Here is a 15,807-nt window from a genome sequence, read left to right on the forward strand (position 1 = left end):
AGCAAGCTGTACTAGAACAAATAATTCTGCGGTTAAACCCGCCCGTACCGATCTGCGGAAACGCCGAGTGCGAGTTGGGCGCGGGCGCGGACTGCTGAATCGGGATCGGACTCAATAATTTGGATTAAATGAGGCTGAATTTTTGCTTGCAGGTCTGATAGTTGTAGCAAACCATGCAAGCCCACCACAGCCGCGTAACGAATCGACCAGTCGGAGTCTTGAGAGACTGAGAGTAAGGTTTCCAGGGCTTGATGCTGTGCTGCGGCGCGATCGGCGGGAGTGGCAATATTCTGCCAATGCAGATTACCCAAACCCTTAGCCGCTGCCCTGCGGACGCTGGGAGCAAAATCCGTCGCTGCTGCTGTCGCCAATACTTCTAAAGCAAGAGGGTCGGCGATCGCAGCTATAGCGCGAATGCTATAAGCCCGCGCCCCGTAGTTATAGCCATCCAATTTATCAATTAATGGCTTTACTGCTTTCGCACCCAATTGCGTTAACCCCTCTACCGCTGCTACTGCGGCAACTGGGTTGTTGTAACCCAGTACGGCAATTAAAGTTGCAATCCCCGCCTCATCTTTTGCTGCTGCCAGCGATCGCACCGCCGCCACCAAGCTTTCGGACGAATCTGCCCGAGCTACGGCTTGGATGAGGTTTTGGGTCGAGTTAGTCATTGCTAGTGGCTAGTGGCTAGTGGCTAGTGGCTAGATTCTTTACACCTCATGCCTTTACAATAAGGAATCCATCAGACTCATCAAATGGATGGCTGAATCGGAAAGTTGGGTAGGCTGGGTTTGCAGTTGCGACTCTAGGAGTCCTTTGAGGGAGAGGAGTTTGAAGCTATTTTCCGCCCTACAGGAGGCGATCGCGTTAGCTGCACCGATGTAACCAATTGCCCCTAGATCTGATAAAACGACCCGCCGCAATTTTAGGTCGTCGCTGTTCAACCCAGCTACTAAGCGCTGTCCGTAGCTATCTTCTTGAGTCAACTGGTACATTGCCCGCAGTGCCGCATATTGGATTTTGGGACTCGGATGCTCTGTAAATGGCTGAATCAGAGGGATGGCTGATTTGGCTTGTAGCGCTCCCAAAGCTTCGAGAACGCTATCGTAGGGCTGAGTCAGATGGGGTCTACCTGGTACGTCAACGGCAGCATCAACGCCGCCATCCAACAGTTTCACTAAAGCGGGGATAGCAGATGGATCGCCTAACATGGCTAAAGATTGGGCTGCGGCTTCTCTGACGTAGAAATCGTCGCAGTCCAAACAGCAAATAAGCCCTGGGACTGCTCGCCGATCGCTCAGCTTACCCAAGGCTCTTGCTGCATTACGGCGCAGGGGATAACCGCCTAATTCCGTCCGGTCGGCTTCATCTTCTAGGGCAGCGATCAAAGCATCAACGGCGGCTGGTTCTCGGACGCGAAATTTGCCCAACCACCAAGCTGCGTAATAACGCAAGCTCAGATCTGGCGATCGCAGGTTGGCGATCGCTTGTTCCACCGTTAATCCCGTTGCTCCTACCTCTAGTTCTTCCGCACTAGACTCCATTGCGTCAAACCTATGCCTACTTCACAGTCGATAGTGGTTCGATCTTGACGATTTTGCCACCCAAGCGAGTAATCCGCTGCATTTCTTCGTTCATCCGGCTGTAAGGAACGGTGACGAATACGCTACCGCTGTGACGGATCTCGTAGTTATTTTTGTCGGTTTCGTCGTTCTGCCGTAAGCCTACGACTTCATAACGAAACATCCGGCTAGAGGCGGAGGAAACTCCGTTTGCACCAACAGTTGTTTGACCGAACATTAGCTTCTATATCTCCTGTAACCGTTAGCTATTAAGTTAAGTGCAGATCTCCGATCTTTATTTATCGGCTTTTGTCGCCTTGCTTTTGCCTTCGGCTTTGACATTTTGATGAGCTGCGGTCGCATCGCTTTTCGCCTTACCGTCGCCATCAAAAGTTACGGGTGCAATGCTCACGATTCTGCCACCCATGCGGTGAATTCGCTGCATTTCTTCGTTCATGCGGTTGTAGGGAACCGTAACCACAAAACTGCCACTACTGCGAATGGGATAGCTCAATTGGTCAGATTCGTAAGTCTGACGCATCCCCTCAACTTCATAGCGAAATATGCGATTTTCGGCGTTACTGAGCCTACCACTGCCAAGTGAGGTTTGACCAAACATAGTTTAAGAGGCGCTGCAATGATTAAATGTGTGGTTTGTGATTTGTCATTTGTCATTGATTGGAACAAATGACGAATGACAAATGACTGCTAAGCTGGATTCACGCTGACGATTCTGCCACCCTTTTTGGTGATTTCCTGTAGCTTCTGCGATAACCGCTCGTAGGGAACCATGATCGCAGTGCTGCTCCGGCGCACTTTGGGATAACCTGGTTGCAATAGTCCCGTGACTTCGATCCGGTAGACTCGTCCGCTTTCTTCTTGTGTCCCGCCGATCGCTTTTTTGGGAGCTGAATCTTTAGGAATCGCCGCACCAAAATTCCAGCGCGTACCGCTAGACGGTTGAACGATGGTCGAAGATTGGTTGCGACCGATTTCTCCCATGAGGCGGGGGGATTTGCCTCCAATCGAACCGCGATCGCTTGTAGCGTAACCGCGATAGAGCCGGAACATGCGGCTAAAGCCTACTGTTCTCGATCCTGGTTCGACGGAAAATCCACGATAGTACGGTACGACGTTGTTACCGAAGTTGTTGTCGTATTCAACGCTATCTAGATAAGAATCGATCTCGGCATCGTAGCCCACATCTTCGCAAAGCTCTGTATGATAGGCTAGTTCTGCCTCATCGTAAGGAGGGCGACCCAACAAATGCTTAAAATTGAGTTCGACAAAGCGTTGGTTGGAATTGGGATAGAAAAACTTGTTTTTGTATAAATCTGATTTGGCAACAGCGCGGACAAAATCTTTGACAGTAAAGTTTCCTTGCCGTAGTAAAGATTCAGCTGAAGTCAGGCGTTCTGCCTTCATCACGTAATCGTTACCTAAAACTTGACGATACACGGCTCGGATGACCGATTGCAATTCGTCCTCTGTCCAATCTGGTCGTAGTTCGACTCTGGATGAGGCATCAAATGCAGAAATCCCCAGCCGTCCTGCTGCTGCTAAAATATCTGCTGGTAAAACGCTCATACACCGCTCTCCCGAAGCAACTAATCTTAAAGTGGGTTTGCTGACTATTGGTTTTCTGACAAATGCGAAAAACAATGCCCAGAGCTAGGTGCAACTGCTAGTTCTCTCGATCCAGCACTTGCACCCCTCTCTGGGCAAGCTTGACGCTCTCTAGCTTAGAGCGTTGATAGCGTAGTCGAGGTAGGTGTTAGCTTCGTTAGCAGCTTGTCCAGACAGACCGTGGTTGGATTTGATGTGCTTGAGAGCTTCAACGTACCAGCTAGGAGACAAATCAAAGGAACGGTTGATTTCGTCTAAACCAGCGATTAGGTACTCATCCATTGGACCTGTACCACCAGCTACTAAGCAGTAGGTAACCATCCGCAGGTAGTGACCGATATCGCGAGCGCACTTGGATTTACCGCGTGAGTCAGCAGCGTACTGAGGTCCTTGCATTTGGGTGGTGTAAGGAAACTTGCTGTATACAGCTTGAGCAGCACCGTCAACGAGTTGTTGAGCTTTGCTGGTCAGAGCGCGAGCAGCTTCCATGCTAGCAGAAGCGCGATCGAAACGACCGTTGATTGCTTGTAGCTCGGTGTTGCTTAAGAAACGACCTTGGGTATCGGCAGCGCCAATTGCTTCAGTAATCGGTGTTTTCATTGTTTGACAATCTCTATTATTGCAGTTGGTTAATTTAGGTCAGGTACGAGCAGTCAGCTTTTAGCTAGAGCTAATCGCTAACAACTTTTCTAAGCAACAGCAGCAGCAGCGCGATCGAAGTAGCTAGCAACTTCAGACATCAACTGGCTGCAATCGCCTTGGGTGATACCGTTGGGATCGTTAGCAATCTTGACAGCAGCTTCCTTCATCTTTTGAACGCCTACAGCTACGGAAGAACCAGGAGTTCCCAAAGCTTGGTAGGTTTCGCGCAGTCCGTTCAAGCAGCGATCGTCGAGTACGCTTGCATCACCTGCCATTACAGCGTAGGTTACGTAGCGCAGGATGATTTCCATGTCGCGCAAGCAAGCAGCCATGCGACGGTTGGTGTAAGCATTACCACCAGGAGCGATCAACTGGGGTTGCTCTTCAAACAAAGCGCGAGCAGCGTTAGTGACGATGGTGGAAGCGTTGCTGGTGATGCGGTTTACGGTATCCAGGCGCTTGTTACCATCTCTTACTAGACCGGAAAGAGCGTCAAATTGCTCGGTGCTCAGGAACTCGCCTCTGGAGTCGGCTTGAGCAACAACCTTTGCAAATGCGTCTAACATGAACTAATTTCTCCTACTTGCGAAAGTTGAGCGCAGTTTTTTGATTAAAATTGGCGGTGTTTTATCAAGTTTGGAATGAATCACAACAAACACAAGCCGCATCCTCGGTTAAGCTGGTTTTTTATTTCCTCTACCAACGATTGTTATGTTGTCGTCAGAATTATGAGAAAAACTTCTACTTTTATGAGAAAATATCCAACTTGTTTTTTTCCTGAGTTTTGCTGAGCTTCTGTCTGTTATTGATCCCTCCAGGTTATGTTTATACAACGCCATAAGTGCATTATTTATTACGAATTGTTAAGCTTAACGTGATTCCGTCAATAAAAGCTCCAAATCCTTTACATATAAGAGATTTCACGGTTAATTTTTGTGATTTTCTTTAAAAAACTTAGTAGTATTTATACTTATTATTCGGTATAAATATGTTTTCATATTTTCTTAATATTTTCTTGATATAAGTAAAAAGAGCAAATACAGAGTTTTTAAATCTTTATAGTTATGAAATAAATGTAAATAAATATGAATAGTTTGCTGATAAATATTACCGATAATTACGAAAATATGGGTAATGGGAAATTGGTAATGGGTAGTTGGTAGTTGACAAAAGAGTGGTGCATGAAAAGAGGCAAGAGGCGAGAGGCTTGTGACTTATAATTGCTCCCTCAGCTGCCTTAGCTCTCTTCTAGCCCCCCGCCAGCGCCATGCGGATGCGGATTTGAACTACACGGTCTGATTCTTGAGTTAAGGCTTGTTGCAAGACAGCGATCGCCTCTGGCGTGCCTATTTCTGCTAAGGATAAGGCAGCAGCGTAACGCAGCGCCCAATCCTCGGGTGACAGCAATGCCCAACTCAGCTTATCCACGGCACGGTGAATTATCTGAGCATCGATCGCCGTACTACCAATTTTGCCCAAACCTCTAGCAGCAATGCGCCGAACGTTTCCCTGACAGTGGTTTGCTACGGATACCCCGACGACTTCTTCTAAAATGGCGATCGCTTGACAATCACCAATTTGAGCTAAAGCTTGAATGATGTGTGCTTGTACCCCTTGGTCTGTAGCCGTGTAGTAGGTGGAAATTAGGGCTTCTAACGATAGAGAAGCCAACTGAATGAGTTGAGAGGTAGCAACTGCTCTTACACCTGGATGATGATGGCTTAATGCCTCGATGAGAGGGGGAATCGCATCGGGGGTACGATAAGCAGCGATCGCCTCAATTATCGCGATCGCCTCTGCTGGAGTCGAGCTGGCACGTAACTGTTCGATAATATTTTCTAATGAATCACTGACTCGCACGGAAGTACAGTCAGCTTGGCTAACATCAAATTGAGTCATTTTGATTTCTGTACGGGCGGGTTGACCTGCAAATCTTTTGACTTCTGACTTTTGACTTTTGACTTTTCTCAAGTTGACCTACAAATCTTTTGACTTCTGACTTTTGACTTTTGACTTTTCTAAAGCTGAATTAACAAATCATCGATCGCGTTGAAAAGTAGCCCAGAATCAGATGAGATTGTATCTCTTGCATCACCATTCAATCCAGCTTCTAGAATCTGCTTTAAATTCAACAGCTTCAAATTGTTGGGAACCCTAGCCGCAATAATTGCCTGGATAACCTCTTGACTTTGACCGATCGCGCCCAAATCGAAAATTGCTGCCCAGCGTAAATAAACATTGTCGTGGTTGAGAGTTTTGATAATACGTTCTATGTAGTGCGATTCGCGGGTTAATAAATACATATACCGCGCTGCCGCACACTGCACCCGCTCTGAGGGATGCTGTAGGCAAGGCTCGATCTGCGGACGAGCCGACCAAACTTGTAGGGTTCCCAAAGCTTCAATCAAAGCCTCATCTGGCTGCTGTTGAGAATGTAACAAATCGAGCAAAGGGTTAATTGCACGTCGATCGCCAATAGCAGCTAAAGCTTGAATGACTGCTTCTCGCAGTTGTAGATCTTCCTGACAGTGTAATGCTGCAATTAAAGCTGGCACGGCTTGAGAATTTTTCAGTTGCCCTAATGCTCTAGCTGCCTGACGACGCAAGGGATATCCCCCTGTTTCCAACCGATAGCGATCGTCAAATAGTGCTTCACACAGCGCCGCACAAGCCGACTGTACTTGATGCTTCCCCAACCACCAAGAAGCATAGTAGCGAATTTGATTATCTTCTCCTGCCAAAGCTGCGATCGCGGCTTCAGGGGTCAAAATTGGTTCGTTCATTCGGATTAAATCTTAAATAGTAGGGAGCGCACAGCCGTGCGCCCCCTACTGTTATTTCCCAAATCTACACGGGTGTAATCCTGACGATCTTGCCACCAGTTTTATGAATTTCCTGGTAAGTCGCTGACAGCCTCTCAAAAGGTACATTGTATACTTGTACGCTACGGCGCACGGGTACTCTACTGCCAACTGTACCCGCTATGGCTTCGATGACAAACATCCGACTGTCACCTTGAGCGGGAGAAACTCCCAGCGTTCCAGCCGATCTGGAGCCAAAAGACAAGCCAGAGGGCGATGAAGGTGGTGTAATCCAGTTAGTTTGATTGCGAGATATTTGGGTTCTCAAGCGAGCATTACGCCGCCCATATTGCGAGTTATCGCTACTAGCCGCACCGCGATACAAAGCAAACATCCGAGGAAAGCCTACAGTCTTTTGACCGAGTTGAGATTGAAACCCGCGATGGAAAGGTACAACCCAATCGCCAAAAGCTGCATCGTATTCGGGACTATCTATGTAAGAATCAATATCTGCATCCAAGCCTTTTGAGGCATATAAATCGACATGGTAGGCAACTTCTGACTGGTCGTAGGGTGCGCGTCCTAATAAGTGCTTGTAGTTTAATTCGATAAAACGCCCCTGAGAATTATTGTGGAAAAAGCATTCTCGGTAAAACTTAGATTTTGCTAAAGTTCGCACGAATTGCCGCACTGTCGTTTTGCCATTGCGTAACAGCGATTCAGCGCTAGCAAACCTTTGGCTAGCATAGACTCCTTGTCGCCCGAAAACTTGCTCGTAAGCAGCCCGAAAGACTTTTTGTAAATCGTCTTCAGTCCAATTTTGTCGCAGCTCGACTTTTCCATCGGCGATCGCATCATTGACGAACTGAGCTATAACTGTTCCACTCATTTTTTATTCCCTTGATTTTGCTGATTACTAACAATTAATTGGTAATTGATAATTGGTGTTGAGAATTGGAAGCATTCCATTACCCATTACCTATTACCCATTACCAATTAGGCAAAAATCTATGTTGATGTTGTTTTAGCTCAAAGCGTTGATCGCGTAGTTGAGATAAGTATTGGCTTCACCAGCAGCATCGCCAGACAAACCATGATTGTCACGGACGAATTCTAGTGCAGCAATATACCAACTAGGAGACAAACCGAGGGCGCTGTTGAATTCTTTCAGTCCAGCGACAACATATTCATCTAAAGGACCAGTACCACCGACAACGCAGCAATAGCTAATGGTGCGAAGATAGTGATCGATATCGCGCACGCACTTCGATTTACCTTCGGGAGTGGAAGCGTATTGAGAACCCTGCATTTGAGTTGTGTAAGGAAACTTTTGATAAACGTGATTGGCAGCTGCTTCTGCCCATTTTTTCCCATTATTAGCAAAAGCTTTGGCTGCTTCTATACCTGCTTGAGCGCGATTGAAACGACCGAAAATTGCTTGCATTTCGGTATTACTAACATACGAACCACGAGCATCAGCAGCAGCGATCGCTTCAGTTAAAGGTGTCTTCATTTGTGAATTCTCTCCAAATTAATTAGTAAGTAATGAGTGATGAGTCGTGAGCCGTGAGTCGTGAAAAGAATTAATTGTAGATTCTGAATTCTTCTTTTCTTCTTTTCTTCTGACTCCTGGCTCCTGGCTTCTGATAAATTAAGCAACTGCACCAGCAGCGCGATCGAAGTAGCCAGCTACTTCAGACATCAATTGGCTGCAATCGCCGCGAGTAATGCCTTTGGGGTCATTGGCAATTGAAATTGCTGCATCTTTCATTTTTTTAATTCCTGAAGCGACTGCATCACCAGGAGTACCTAAAGCTTGGTAGGTTTCCCGCAGTCCGTTCAAACAGCGATCGTCCATGACGCTAGCATCTCCAGCTAATACGGAGTAGGTAACGTAGCGCAAAATAAAACCTAAATCGCGAATACAAGCAGCTTGGTTACGATGGTGGAAACAAGCACCACCAGGGTTAAATACTTCTGGTCTTTCGGCTACTAATGCGCGATACGCATTTGCCACAATTGTAGAAGCGTTGCTCGTCAGACGATTGACTACATCTAAACGCTTGTTGCTATCAGATACCATCGCCTGAAGTCCGTTCAGTTCATCACCACTCAGGTAAGAACCCTTGCGATCGGCTTGTTCGACTACGCGAGAAAAAGCGTCAAGCATTTTTTCAATTCTCCTAAATTTTATTGCTTCTATTTCTATCGGTGCGAGCGCACGGGAAAGCACAAACAAAACTTTGTCTCAGCCACAATATTTCTCTATACCAACAATAAGCTAATACGATAAATATCACTGATTAGCTATAAAGTATTTTGAGAAAATATCGTTGGAAACGAAAGTTTTATTCGCTATAAATTCCTCGTAAGTTTTTTATACAATGCGCTCGATCGCCAATTGGTTAAATAATATTAAACTGTGTAAAAATGCACTGAAAACTAACGAATTCATTTGCTCAAATAGCTTTCAGTTATCTGAAATGAAAATTGAGTTATATAACTTAATTGTTTCTGTCAAAACTTGATGTGATTTGACTAAGCATTTTTACAGATACATGCCTTGGCTCATCTAGTTTTGAGAGTATTAATGCTTACCAATGTTCAACTCAGTTTTATTGCGTTTTGTAAAGCTAAGTTAAGAAATCGTAGAAATATTTTTCAGTTTTTTCACTCTCATGAAAGATGGCGATCGCGAGAAAACATATCTGTAGGGGCGCACAGCTGTGCGCCCCTACAATTTACAATCAATGCGTAAATTATGTTTTTGCCTAACGAGAAATCGCCATTCTCCGCCGTAAGACTTCCAAAAGCGTGTTAAATTCTGCTGGAGGTGCTGCTGTCACCTCGATCGCCTCTCCAGTTACTGGGTGTTGTAGCGTGAGTCGCCAAGCGTGTAAAGCTTGTCCAGAAAGATTGACACCAACAGAACGCCCAGACCCATAAATCGGATCGCCCACAATGGGATGACCGATATGGGCGCTATGGACGCGAATTTGATGAGTGCGCCCAGTTTCTAATTGAAAATGAACTAAAGTATAGTTTCCTAACCTTTCTTTAACTTGCCAGTGGGTGATCGCTGCCCGTCCTCCCTTGTCTACAGGAACGATCGCCATTTTTTTGCGGTCTGTAGGATGGCGACCGATGGGCAAATCTACAGTTCCATTGGGCGATCGCGGCGCACCGTAAATAATACCCAAGTACTCGCGGCGGGCGGTTTTTGCCTTGAGTTGTGCTTGTAGGTGTTGTTGGGCAAGGTCAGTTTTGGCAATCGCGATCGCCCCTGTTGTATCTTTATCTAAACGATGGACGATGCCAGGGCGTTGCACTCCGCCGATGCCTGGTAAGTTGGGACAGTGGGCGAGTAAAGCGTTAACTAAAGTACCATCAGCATGACCTGGGGCAGGATGGACGACTAACCCCGCAGGTTTGTTAATTATGAGTAGCGAATCATCTTCGTACAGGATATCGAGGGGAATTGCTTCGGGTTTGAGTTCTAAAGGCTGAACGGCAGGAATTTCGATCCGAATGCGATCGCCTGTTTTCACCTCTGTTTTTTTTGCCGTGCAAACTGAATCGTTAATCTGGACGCAGCCTTGTTCGATCAACTGTTGCAGACGCGATCGCGACAATTGTGTAAGTTGTTGGGCAAGGTAACGGTCTAGGCGATCGTCACTGGCTGTTACCTGTAAATGAATTTCTGTCACGACTACTCTAAATCGATTCCTCTGCACTTCGCATTGTTAATTTTATCTAAGTCACCCTTCATTCATCTTTGAGCCAAGCAAGGGTGCAGGTTCGATTGTTAGAAAAGATACGGTGTATCAATTACTTTTTATCACAAAGGTTCATCTTTCTCCGAAATACAGCACTATAACAGATTTAATTTTGCATCGATGAATACAGAAATAACTATATGGCGATTTTTAGAGGCACGATAAATAACGACACGTTAACTGGCACTGTAGGCGACGACCAAATCTACGGTTTAGCTGGGGATGATACTTTGCAAGGCAATTCGGGTAACGATCGCCTTTACGGTGAAGACGGCAACGACTACCTCTATGGAGACAATAGTAGCGATCGCATATTCGGTGGGAACGGTGACGACCATCTTCAGGGGGGTGACGGTGACGACTACATCGAAGGAGGTGAGGGTAGCGACTATACAGAGGGTGGTAACGGCAACGACTATTTAGTCGGAGGAAATGAGAGTGAAGCCTTATGGGGAGACTCTGGAAACGACAAAGTTTTCGGTCAGAGTGGCAATGACTATATGCATGGAGGTGATGGCGAAGATTATTTAGAAGGCGGAGACGGTAGCGATGAGGTTTCAGGCGATAGCGGTAATGACAAGCTTTATGGCAATATCGGCAATGATTTTCTAGATGGAGGTGGCGATCGCGATATCTTAGAAGGCGGCGATGGTAAAGACTACTTGGTAGGAGGTGGAGGTAAAGACACGATATATGGTGGGGCTGGGGATGACTTTCTCGCTGGCGGTTACGATTCCGTGGTTGGTTTTGGTGGGAACGATTATATTGGTGGCAAAAACGACATCGATTTGTTATTTGGCGGTGCGGGAAAAGACACTTTTGGAATCGGTTACAGTACCGACGATGGCAATCCAACCACAGATGGTAGGCGAGATTACAGCTTAATTAAAGATTTCAATCCTCAAGAAGATACGATTCGGCTGAATGGCGCTAAAAGTAACTATATTCTGAAACCATCTCCTCAAGGTTTACCTCAAGGCACGGCAATTTATTTTGACAAACCGGGTAGTCAACCAGATGAACTGTTAGCAATTGTCGAAAACAAATCGGGATTAAAATTGAGCGATCGCTACTTTACTACCACTGCTGAGGATAGTTTTTACGGCACTGTGCAAGACGATTATTTTGACGCTGGGGTAGGAAACGACTACGTGAGGGCGTTTGACGGTAACGATACCTTGCTTGGTGGCGATAATGACGATTTCATGGTTGGCGACAAAGGCAACGATACCCTCTCAGGTGGTAATGGAAATGATTCACTTCTGGGAACAACTCCATTTAGTCCGATGGATTCAGATTTCGTCAGTGGCGGTCGTCCCAATCCGTCAGTTCTGGGCAAAGGGCAGATAGACACTCTTACTGGTGGTGCAGGCAAAGATAACTTTTGGTTAGGCGAGTCATTAAGTGGTAAATACTCTTCCTCTTATCGCTACTACGACGATGACAACGCTGCAACTGTTGGTAACAATGACTATGCGTTAATTACAGACTTTAACCCTCAAGAGGACAAGATTACATTAATCGGACAATCGACTGACTATCTGCTAAAAGCGACCTCTGGCAGTTTACCCATAGGTACGGGAATATACATCAATAAACCTGGAAACGAACCAGATGAACTCATCGGCATTGTTAAGGATATATCGCCAACAAAGCTAAATTTGGGCAATTCCTACTTTTTCTACACCAATCCCGAACCTATCTCTGTTCCAAGTTAAGACACGAGTAGGTCATACCATTTCACTAAAACTATGCTACAGAAGATCCCCCCTAGCCCCCCTTAATAAGGGGGGTTGGGGGGATCTCTTTTGTCGTAGTCAAAGAGTAAATTGGTATCAGTTATCAGCGAACAAAAGTTGTAGGGGCGGGTTTAGCAAGTATGTTCGCGGCTAATGACCAGAAATCTCGACCCAAAACCCGCCCGTACCGGGAAATTTTGAATTGAAATTTTGATAGCGGGTTTCAATTGGGTAAAACAGACGATCTGTAGGGGCGCACAGCCGTGCGTCCCTACAAATGTCACGTCAACGCGATTTTCTTCGATCGCTAATGAAAGTAACTATATTGTATTAAAAACTTTACTCTTAATTATAACACAAAATCGCAATCAATTGCTTCATGATATACAATTTACTGATACCATGAGCAACTATTTTAGAGATGGATTTAAAGTTAAGATTTTCTAGCAAGTCGCAAGAAATTTTTGTTATGTAGAAAGCTGTCAAGATTTAACCAGAACGGTTTTTCTACCTTTCAATCCAATTCAAAAATGCTAAAATAAAGAGGAAAGCAGCAGGTTAATTAGCATCAAGATTGACTCCAATAAATCGCTGCTAATAGCTTAATTTCACTTGCTTTTTCGTGAAAAAATTTGAGTTGGTCGAAGATTGATAATGGTAACGCAACTGAATCACTACCCAGCCGCGATCGCCCAAGCAGCCCAGAGAGTCAACGAACTGGACTCGCAAATTATGGCAGTTCAACAGCTAATTAGCCGTGAAGAAGGAAACGCCGATCGGCTATCGGCGTTCGATATAGACTTAAAAAACGACACTCAACGTAAGGCACGTCGCTTTGAAGTTCTGCTAACTCATCAAGAATATCAAACGGCAGTCAATACACTCATGCGACTGACGGCTGATAAAGCTAATGCGATCGCGCACTTAGAATATTTACGCAATCAATTTAGTGTTGCCAAACTAGAAGCAAGACTAGAAATTGCCAAGCAACTCACTGATTTTGAGTCGCGAGAATTAGTAGGTTTGTAAGAACAGTTATCAGTTATCAGTTATCATCACAAATAATCCATAAGTTGTTGGTCAGGAGTCACTGTCGCGCCTGGTCATCGATAACTAGTCACTGATTTAATTCTCGCTCCCAACCTTTCCATGACGCAAGTTACTTTAGAAGAAATTACTAAATTGCAGGTTGAATTGACAAATTATCCCAATGCTCTTGCTGCTTTGCAAGAAATAGAAGAGTGTGAGGGAGATTTAGAAGATGCAGCTATGGTACTAGCAATTCGAGCCGGACAGCAACCAGATATAGCAAATGCAGAGTGGTTATCGAGTTTGGCAAAGAAATGTCGTGCCTTTATTTGTCGCCAAGAATTGCGATCTGCGTTAGCAAATGAATCTTTTGCGCCAGTAGTAGAACAACTAACAGCAGCTAAAATCTGCCCTACCCTACTGGTAATGCCTGTTTTGTTATACGTTCAAAAACAAGGCGTGGATGAATTCTGTCAACCTCTCGATCCGGTAGCTTAAAAAAGTCAAAAGTCAAAAGGTAAAAGTCAAAATGAATTTCTTAGCGACTCAAAGTCCGTAAGAATCTTTGCATACTAGCGAAAATTCCTGGTTTTCTCGATCCAGAAGCATTAGCAGCTTCAGTTGAATTGGATTGACTCGTACCTCCGTAGAGAATGGCATCGATTTCATCGCCCATTGGTTTTGTTGGTTGTTCGGTAATTAACTGAAACTCTTCTTCTATTTCCCGCCAGATTTGCCATTCACCGGGGTAGGAACGGAATACGGAGATATTTTCGATGGGGCGCAAATAGTAGCAAGATTCAATATTATTGAGAAAGCGGGTGCGTAATTGTCTTCCAGCGTAACCAATCCCGACGATCGCTACATCTTCTAAACGAGGATTGAGCATCACCGTAGGACATGTAGCTAACTCGCACAACTTTTCTACTCGTTCGACTTCTACCGCAGAAGGCGAAATAAATAACAAAGCCTCATCTTCTGGTTCTATTTTTTCTTCCAGAGGCGATCGCGTGCCGATATCGACAATTTTAAATGGTACTTCTCCCCAATCCCGCCGTGCTAGCGCCGCCGCACCTGCATCGGGAAAAAACACCTTAAGTTGGGAGCCGAACTGAGTAAATTCTGCTAAAAATTGCTCGGCAACAGACATCGGTTTGAGTTCTGGGATCGCTAACTCCACTTGCAGGCGAGTATATCCATCCGCGATCGCTGCTGAAGTGGCTACTGCTGCTTGGGCGATCGCCTGTTCTAGCGTTTTGGGAAATTCTCTCATATGAAAGGGAGCAGGGGGGAGAAGAGAGCTGGGGGAGCTGAGGGAGCTGAGGGGGAGAAGAGAGAGTTGCAGAGCAACTACCAACTACCACTGATAACTGATAACAGTTAACTGTTAACTGATAACTGTAATTTTACAGGTATGAGGCGATCTAAAATTTGTTTCAGTACCGTTGCCGTCCAGTCAATATCGGCTGCTGTGGTTTCTCTACCTAGAGTTAAGCGAATTCCACTCAAAGCCGCAGCTTTGTCATATCCCATCGCTAGTAATATGGGACTGGGAGAAAGCTTACCACTATGACAAGCAGAACCAGCGCCGATCCCAATTCCCGCCAAATTCATTTGCCGCACGATAGTTTTCCCGCTGACTTTCTCGCCATCTGCACCTTTAATGTAGAAACTAGCGTGGTGCGGTAGACGTGACTGACGATCGCCTGTAGGGATGAGTTGAGGCACGTCAGCTAATTGAGCGAACAAGCGATCGCGCAATGACACCAAGCGCGATGTTTCCGTGGGCATTTCTTGAGCGGCGAGTTCTGCGGCAATGCCAAAACCAGCAATAATTGGTACTGCTTGCGTTCCCGATCGCAGTTTTGATTCTTGTCCGCCGCCACCTAGCAACGGTACTAACTCCACCCCAGGGCGAATGTAAAGCGCTCCTGCCCCTTGAGGACCGTAGATTTTATGACTGGAAAGAGATAATAAATCTATAGGTAGCTCTTGCAGATCTATAGGCAAGCGTCCAGCAACTTGGACAGCATCTGTGTGAAATAATGCCCCGTGGGAACGGGTAATCTTGCCCAAAGTCTCAATTGGTTGTAGCGTGCCAACTTCACTTTGACCGTAAACGATTGAAACTAAAACTGTATTCGGTTGAAGTGCTGCTTGCAAGCAATCGGGATTCACGCACCCGTTGCCATCTACTGGTAAACGAGTCACCTGCCAACCCCACCGTTCTAGTAACCTTGCTGGCTCTGCGATCGCCGAGTGTTCGATACTAGAAATAATCAAGTGCTGGGGACTACTATAGCGTTGAGCAACCCCCATAATTGCTAAGTTATCTGCCTCTGTACCACCGGAAGTGAAGATAATTGACTCGGCGTTACGGGCGTTGACTAAGCTAGCCACCTGCATTCTGGCTTGTTCCAACACCGTTGCAGCGCGTCCGCCCCACTCGTGCAAGCTAGATGGGTTGCCCCATTGTTGAGTTAACACTGCTTGCATAGTGGCGATCGCCTCTAAACGAGTCGGCGTTGTCGCGCTGTAGTCGAGATAAATCTGCATGGATGTCAAGAGAATATGTGGTGCGCGATGAATGGGGTGTGGGGTGTGGGGTGTGGGAAGTGTGGGAAGTGTGGGA

General features: G+C 46.0%; 18 protein-coding genes and 1 pseudogene. 4 read left to right on the forward strand and 15 right to left on the reverse strand.

What is annotated here, in order from left to right:
- Nucleotides 1–32: 32 nt before the first annotated feature.
- From C7Y66_RS17130 to C7Y66_RS17190, 13 genes are all read right to left on the reverse strand, one after another.
- Nucleotides 33–671 carry a HEAT repeat domain-containing protein gene (locus C7Y66_RS17130; protein WP_106546522.1) on the reverse strand — a complete coding sequence of 213 codons (639 nt, stop codon included), beginning with the start codon at nucleotides 669–671 and terminating at the stop codon, nucleotides 33–35.
- A 54-nt stretch (nucleotides 672–725) separates the two neighbouring features.
- Complete coding sequence (locus tag C7Y66_RS17135) at nucleotides 726–1,544, reverse strand: HEAT repeat domain-containing protein (RefSeq protein ID WP_106546523.1); 819 nt, start codon at nucleotides 1,542–1,544, stop codon at nucleotides 726–728.
- A gap of 16 nt (nucleotides 1,545–1,560) precedes the next feature.
- Entirely contained in the window at nucleotides 1,561–1,800 is a 240-nt protein-coding gene (locus C7Y66_RS17140) for a phycobilisome linker polypeptide (RefSeq protein ID WP_106546524.1), read from the reverse strand.
- A 57-nt stretch (nucleotides 1,801–1,857) separates the two neighbouring features.
- Nucleotides 1,858–2,181: a phycobilisome linker polypeptide gene (locus C7Y66_RS17145; protein WP_106546525.1), complete on the reverse strand. Its 324-nt coding sequence runs from the start codon at nucleotides 2,179–2,181 to the stop codon at nucleotides 1,858–1,860.
- Nucleotides 2,182–2,270: 89 nt separating this feature from the next.
- Nucleotides 2,271–3,149 (reverse strand): phycobilisome linker polypeptide, encoded by an 879-nt coding sequence (locus C7Y66_RS17150; RefSeq protein ID WP_015155412.1) that lies wholly within the window; start codon nucleotides 3,147–3,149, stop codon nucleotides 2,271–2,273.
- Nucleotides 3,150–3,299: 150 nt separating this feature from the next.
- Nucleotides 3,300–3,788, reverse strand: a complete 489-nt coding sequence (gene cpcA / locus C7Y66_RS17155; RefSeq protein ID WP_015155411.1) for a phycocyanin subunit alpha — start codon at nucleotides 3,786–3,788, stop codon at nucleotides 3,300–3,302.
- Between the two features lie 89 nt (nucleotides 3,789–3,877).
- The gene (locus C7Y66_RS17160; RefSeq protein ID WP_015155410.1) at nucleotides 3,878–4,396 is read right to left on the reverse strand and encodes a phycocyanin subunit beta; all 519 of its coding nucleotides are present in this window, start codon (nucleotides 4,394–4,396) and stop codon (nucleotides 3,878–3,880) included.
- Between the two features lie 682 nt (nucleotides 4,397–5,078).
- Nucleotides 5,079–5,729, reverse strand: coding sequence for a HEAT repeat domain-containing protein (locus C7Y66_RS17165; RefSeq protein WP_106546532.1), 651 nt, complete (start codon nucleotides 5,727–5,729; stop codon nucleotides 5,079–5,081).
- Nucleotides 5,730–5,848: 119 nt separating this feature from the next.
- The gene (locus C7Y66_RS17170; RefSeq protein ID WP_106546526.1) at nucleotides 5,849–6,613 is read right to left on the reverse strand and encodes a HEAT repeat domain-containing protein; all 765 of its coding nucleotides are present in this window, start codon (nucleotides 6,611–6,613) and stop codon (nucleotides 5,849–5,851) included.
- 64 nt (nucleotides 6,614–6,677) lie between these two features.
- Complete coding sequence (locus C7Y66_RS17175) at nucleotides 6,678–7,520, reverse strand: phycobilisome linker polypeptide (RefSeq protein WP_106546527.1); 843 nt, start codon at nucleotides 7,518–7,520, stop codon at nucleotides 6,678–6,680.
- Nucleotides 7,521–7,655: 135 nt separating this feature from the next.
- A complete protein-coding gene (locus tag C7Y66_RS17180) occupies nucleotides 7,656–8,144 on the reverse strand; it encodes a phycocyanin (RefSeq protein ID WP_015155406.1) in 489 nt (162 codons plus the stop codon).
- Nucleotides 8,145–8,282: 138 nt separating this feature from the next.
- Nucleotides 8,283–8,801 carry a phycocyanin/phycoerythrocyanin subunit beta gene (locus tag C7Y66_RS17185; RefSeq protein ID WP_015155405.1) on the reverse strand — a complete coding sequence of 173 codons (519 nt, stop codon included), beginning with the start codon at nucleotides 8,799–8,801 and terminating at the stop codon, nucleotides 8,283–8,285.
- A gap of 601 nt (nucleotides 8,802–9,402) precedes the next feature.
- Complete coding sequence (locus C7Y66_RS17190) at nucleotides 9,403–10,338, reverse strand: RluA family pseudouridine synthase (RefSeq protein WP_106546528.1); 936 nt, start codon at nucleotides 10,336–10,338, stop codon at nucleotides 9,403–9,405.
- A 209-nt stretch (nucleotides 10,339–10,547) separates the two neighbouring features.
- Between C7Y66_RS17190 and C7Y66_RS17195 the strand changes: the two genes are divergently transcribed.
- The 4 genes from C7Y66_RS17195 (at nucleotide 10,548) to C7Y66_RS33435 (ending at nucleotide 13,810) form a co-directional block, all read left to right on the forward strand.
- Nucleotides 10,548–12,125: a calcium-binding protein gene (locus tag C7Y66_RS17195; RefSeq protein WP_106546529.1), complete on the forward strand. Its 1,578-nt coding sequence runs from the start codon at nucleotides 10,548–10,550 to the stop codon at nucleotides 12,123–12,125.
- A 675-nt stretch (nucleotides 12,126–12,800) separates the two neighbouring features.
- The gene (locus C7Y66_RS17200) at nucleotides 12,801–13,175 is read left to right on the forward strand and encodes a hypothetical protein (protein ID WP_015155401.1); all 375 of its coding nucleotides are present in this window, start codon (nucleotides 12,801–12,803) and stop codon (nucleotides 13,173–13,175) included.
- A gap of 120 nt (nucleotides 13,176–13,295) precedes the next feature.
- On the forward strand, nucleotides 13,296–13,673 hold the full coding sequence (locus C7Y66_RS17205; protein ID WP_015155400.1) for a hypothetical protein: 378 nt from the start codon (nucleotides 13,296–13,298) through the stop codon (nucleotides 13,671–13,673).
- An 83-nt stretch (nucleotides 13,674–13,756) separates the two neighbouring features.
- Entirely contained in the window at nucleotides 13,757–13,810 is a 54-nt protein-coding gene (locus C7Y66_RS33435) for a hypothetical protein (protein ID WP_370143945.1), read from the forward strand.
- A gap of 83 nt (nucleotides 13,811–13,893) precedes the next feature.
- Here C7Y66_RS33435 and C7Y66_RS32510 read toward each other — a convergent pair.
- Nucleotides 13,894–14,448: pseudogene (locus C7Y66_RS32510) on the reverse strand (DUF1995 family protein); the annotation flags it as partial.
- A 107-nt stretch (nucleotides 14,449–14,555) separates the two neighbouring features.
- A complete protein-coding gene (locus C7Y66_RS17215) occupies nucleotides 14,556–15,731 on the reverse strand; it encodes a cysteine desulfurase family protein (protein WP_106546531.1) in 1,176 nt (391 codons plus the stop codon).
- Nucleotides 15,732–15,807: the final 76 nt, after the last annotated feature.

This window comes from Chroococcidiopsis sp. CCALA 051, from assembly GCF_003015105.1.
GTDB classification, from domain to species: domain Bacteria; phylum Cyanobacteriota; class Cyanobacteriia; order Cyanobacteriales; family Chroococcidiopsidaceae; genus Chroococcidiopsis; species Chroococcidiopsis thermalis.

Coding starts and splice junctions, on each gene's coding strand:
- C7Y66_RS17215 (WP_106546531.1), bottom strand. CDS start 15,731: ATGCAGATTTATCTCGACTACAGCGCGACAACGCCGACTCGTTTAGAG.
- C7Y66_RS17165 (WP_106546532.1), bottom strand. CDS start 5,729: ATGACTCAATTTGATGTTAGCCAAGCTGACTGTACTTCCGTGCGAGTC.
- C7Y66_RS17140 (WP_106546524.1), bottom strand. CDS start 1,800: ATGTTCGGTCAAACAACTGTTGGTGCAAACGGAGTTTCCTCCGCCTCT.
- C7Y66_RS17170 (WP_106546526.1), bottom strand. CDS start 6,613: ATGAACGAACCAATTTTGACCCCTGAAGCCGCGATCGCAGCTTTGGCA.
- C7Y66_RS17180 (WP_015155406.1), bottom strand. CDS start 8,144: ATGAAGACACCTTTAACTGAAGCGATCGCTGCTGCTGATGCTCGTGGT.
- C7Y66_RS17200 (WP_015155401.1), top strand. CDS start 12,801: ATGGTAACGCAACTGAATCACTACCCAGCCGCGATCGCCCAAGCAGCC.
- C7Y66_RS17135 (WP_106546523.1), bottom strand. CDS start 1,544: ATGGAGTCTAGTGCGGAAGAACTAGAGGTAGGAGCAACGGGATTAACG.
- C7Y66_RS17160 (WP_015155410.1), bottom strand. CDS start 4,396: ATGTTAGACGCATTTGCAAAGGTTGTTGCTCAAGCCGACTCCAGAGGC.
- C7Y66_RS17130 (WP_106546522.1), bottom strand. CDS start 671: ATGACTAACTCGACCCAAAACCTCATCCAAGCCGTAGCTCGGGCAGAT.
- C7Y66_RS17150 (WP_015155412.1), bottom strand. CDS start 3,149: ATGAGCGTTTTACCAGCAGATATTTTAGCAGCAGCAGGACGGCTGGGG.
- C7Y66_RS17175 (WP_106546527.1), bottom strand. CDS start 7,520: ATGAGTGGAACAGTTATAGCTCAGTTCGTCAATGATGCGATCGCCGAT.
- C7Y66_RS17145 (WP_106546525.1), bottom strand. CDS start 2,181: ATGTTTGGTCAAACCTCACTTGGCAGTGGTAGGCTCAGTAACGCCGAA.
- C7Y66_RS17185 (WP_015155405.1), bottom strand. CDS start 8,801: ATGCTTGACGCTTTTTCTCGCGTAGTCGAACAAGCCGATCGCAAGGGT.
- cpcA (WP_015155411.1), bottom strand. CDS start 3,788: ATGAAAACACCGATTACTGAAGCAATTGGCGCTGCCGATACCCAAGGT.
- C7Y66_RS17205 (WP_015155400.1), top strand. CDS start 13,296: ATGACGCAAGTTACTTTAGAAGAAATTACTAAATTGCAGGTTGAATTG.
- C7Y66_RS17195 (WP_106546529.1), top strand. CDS start 10,548: ATGGCGATTTTTAGAGGCACGATAAATAACGACACGTTAACTGGCACT.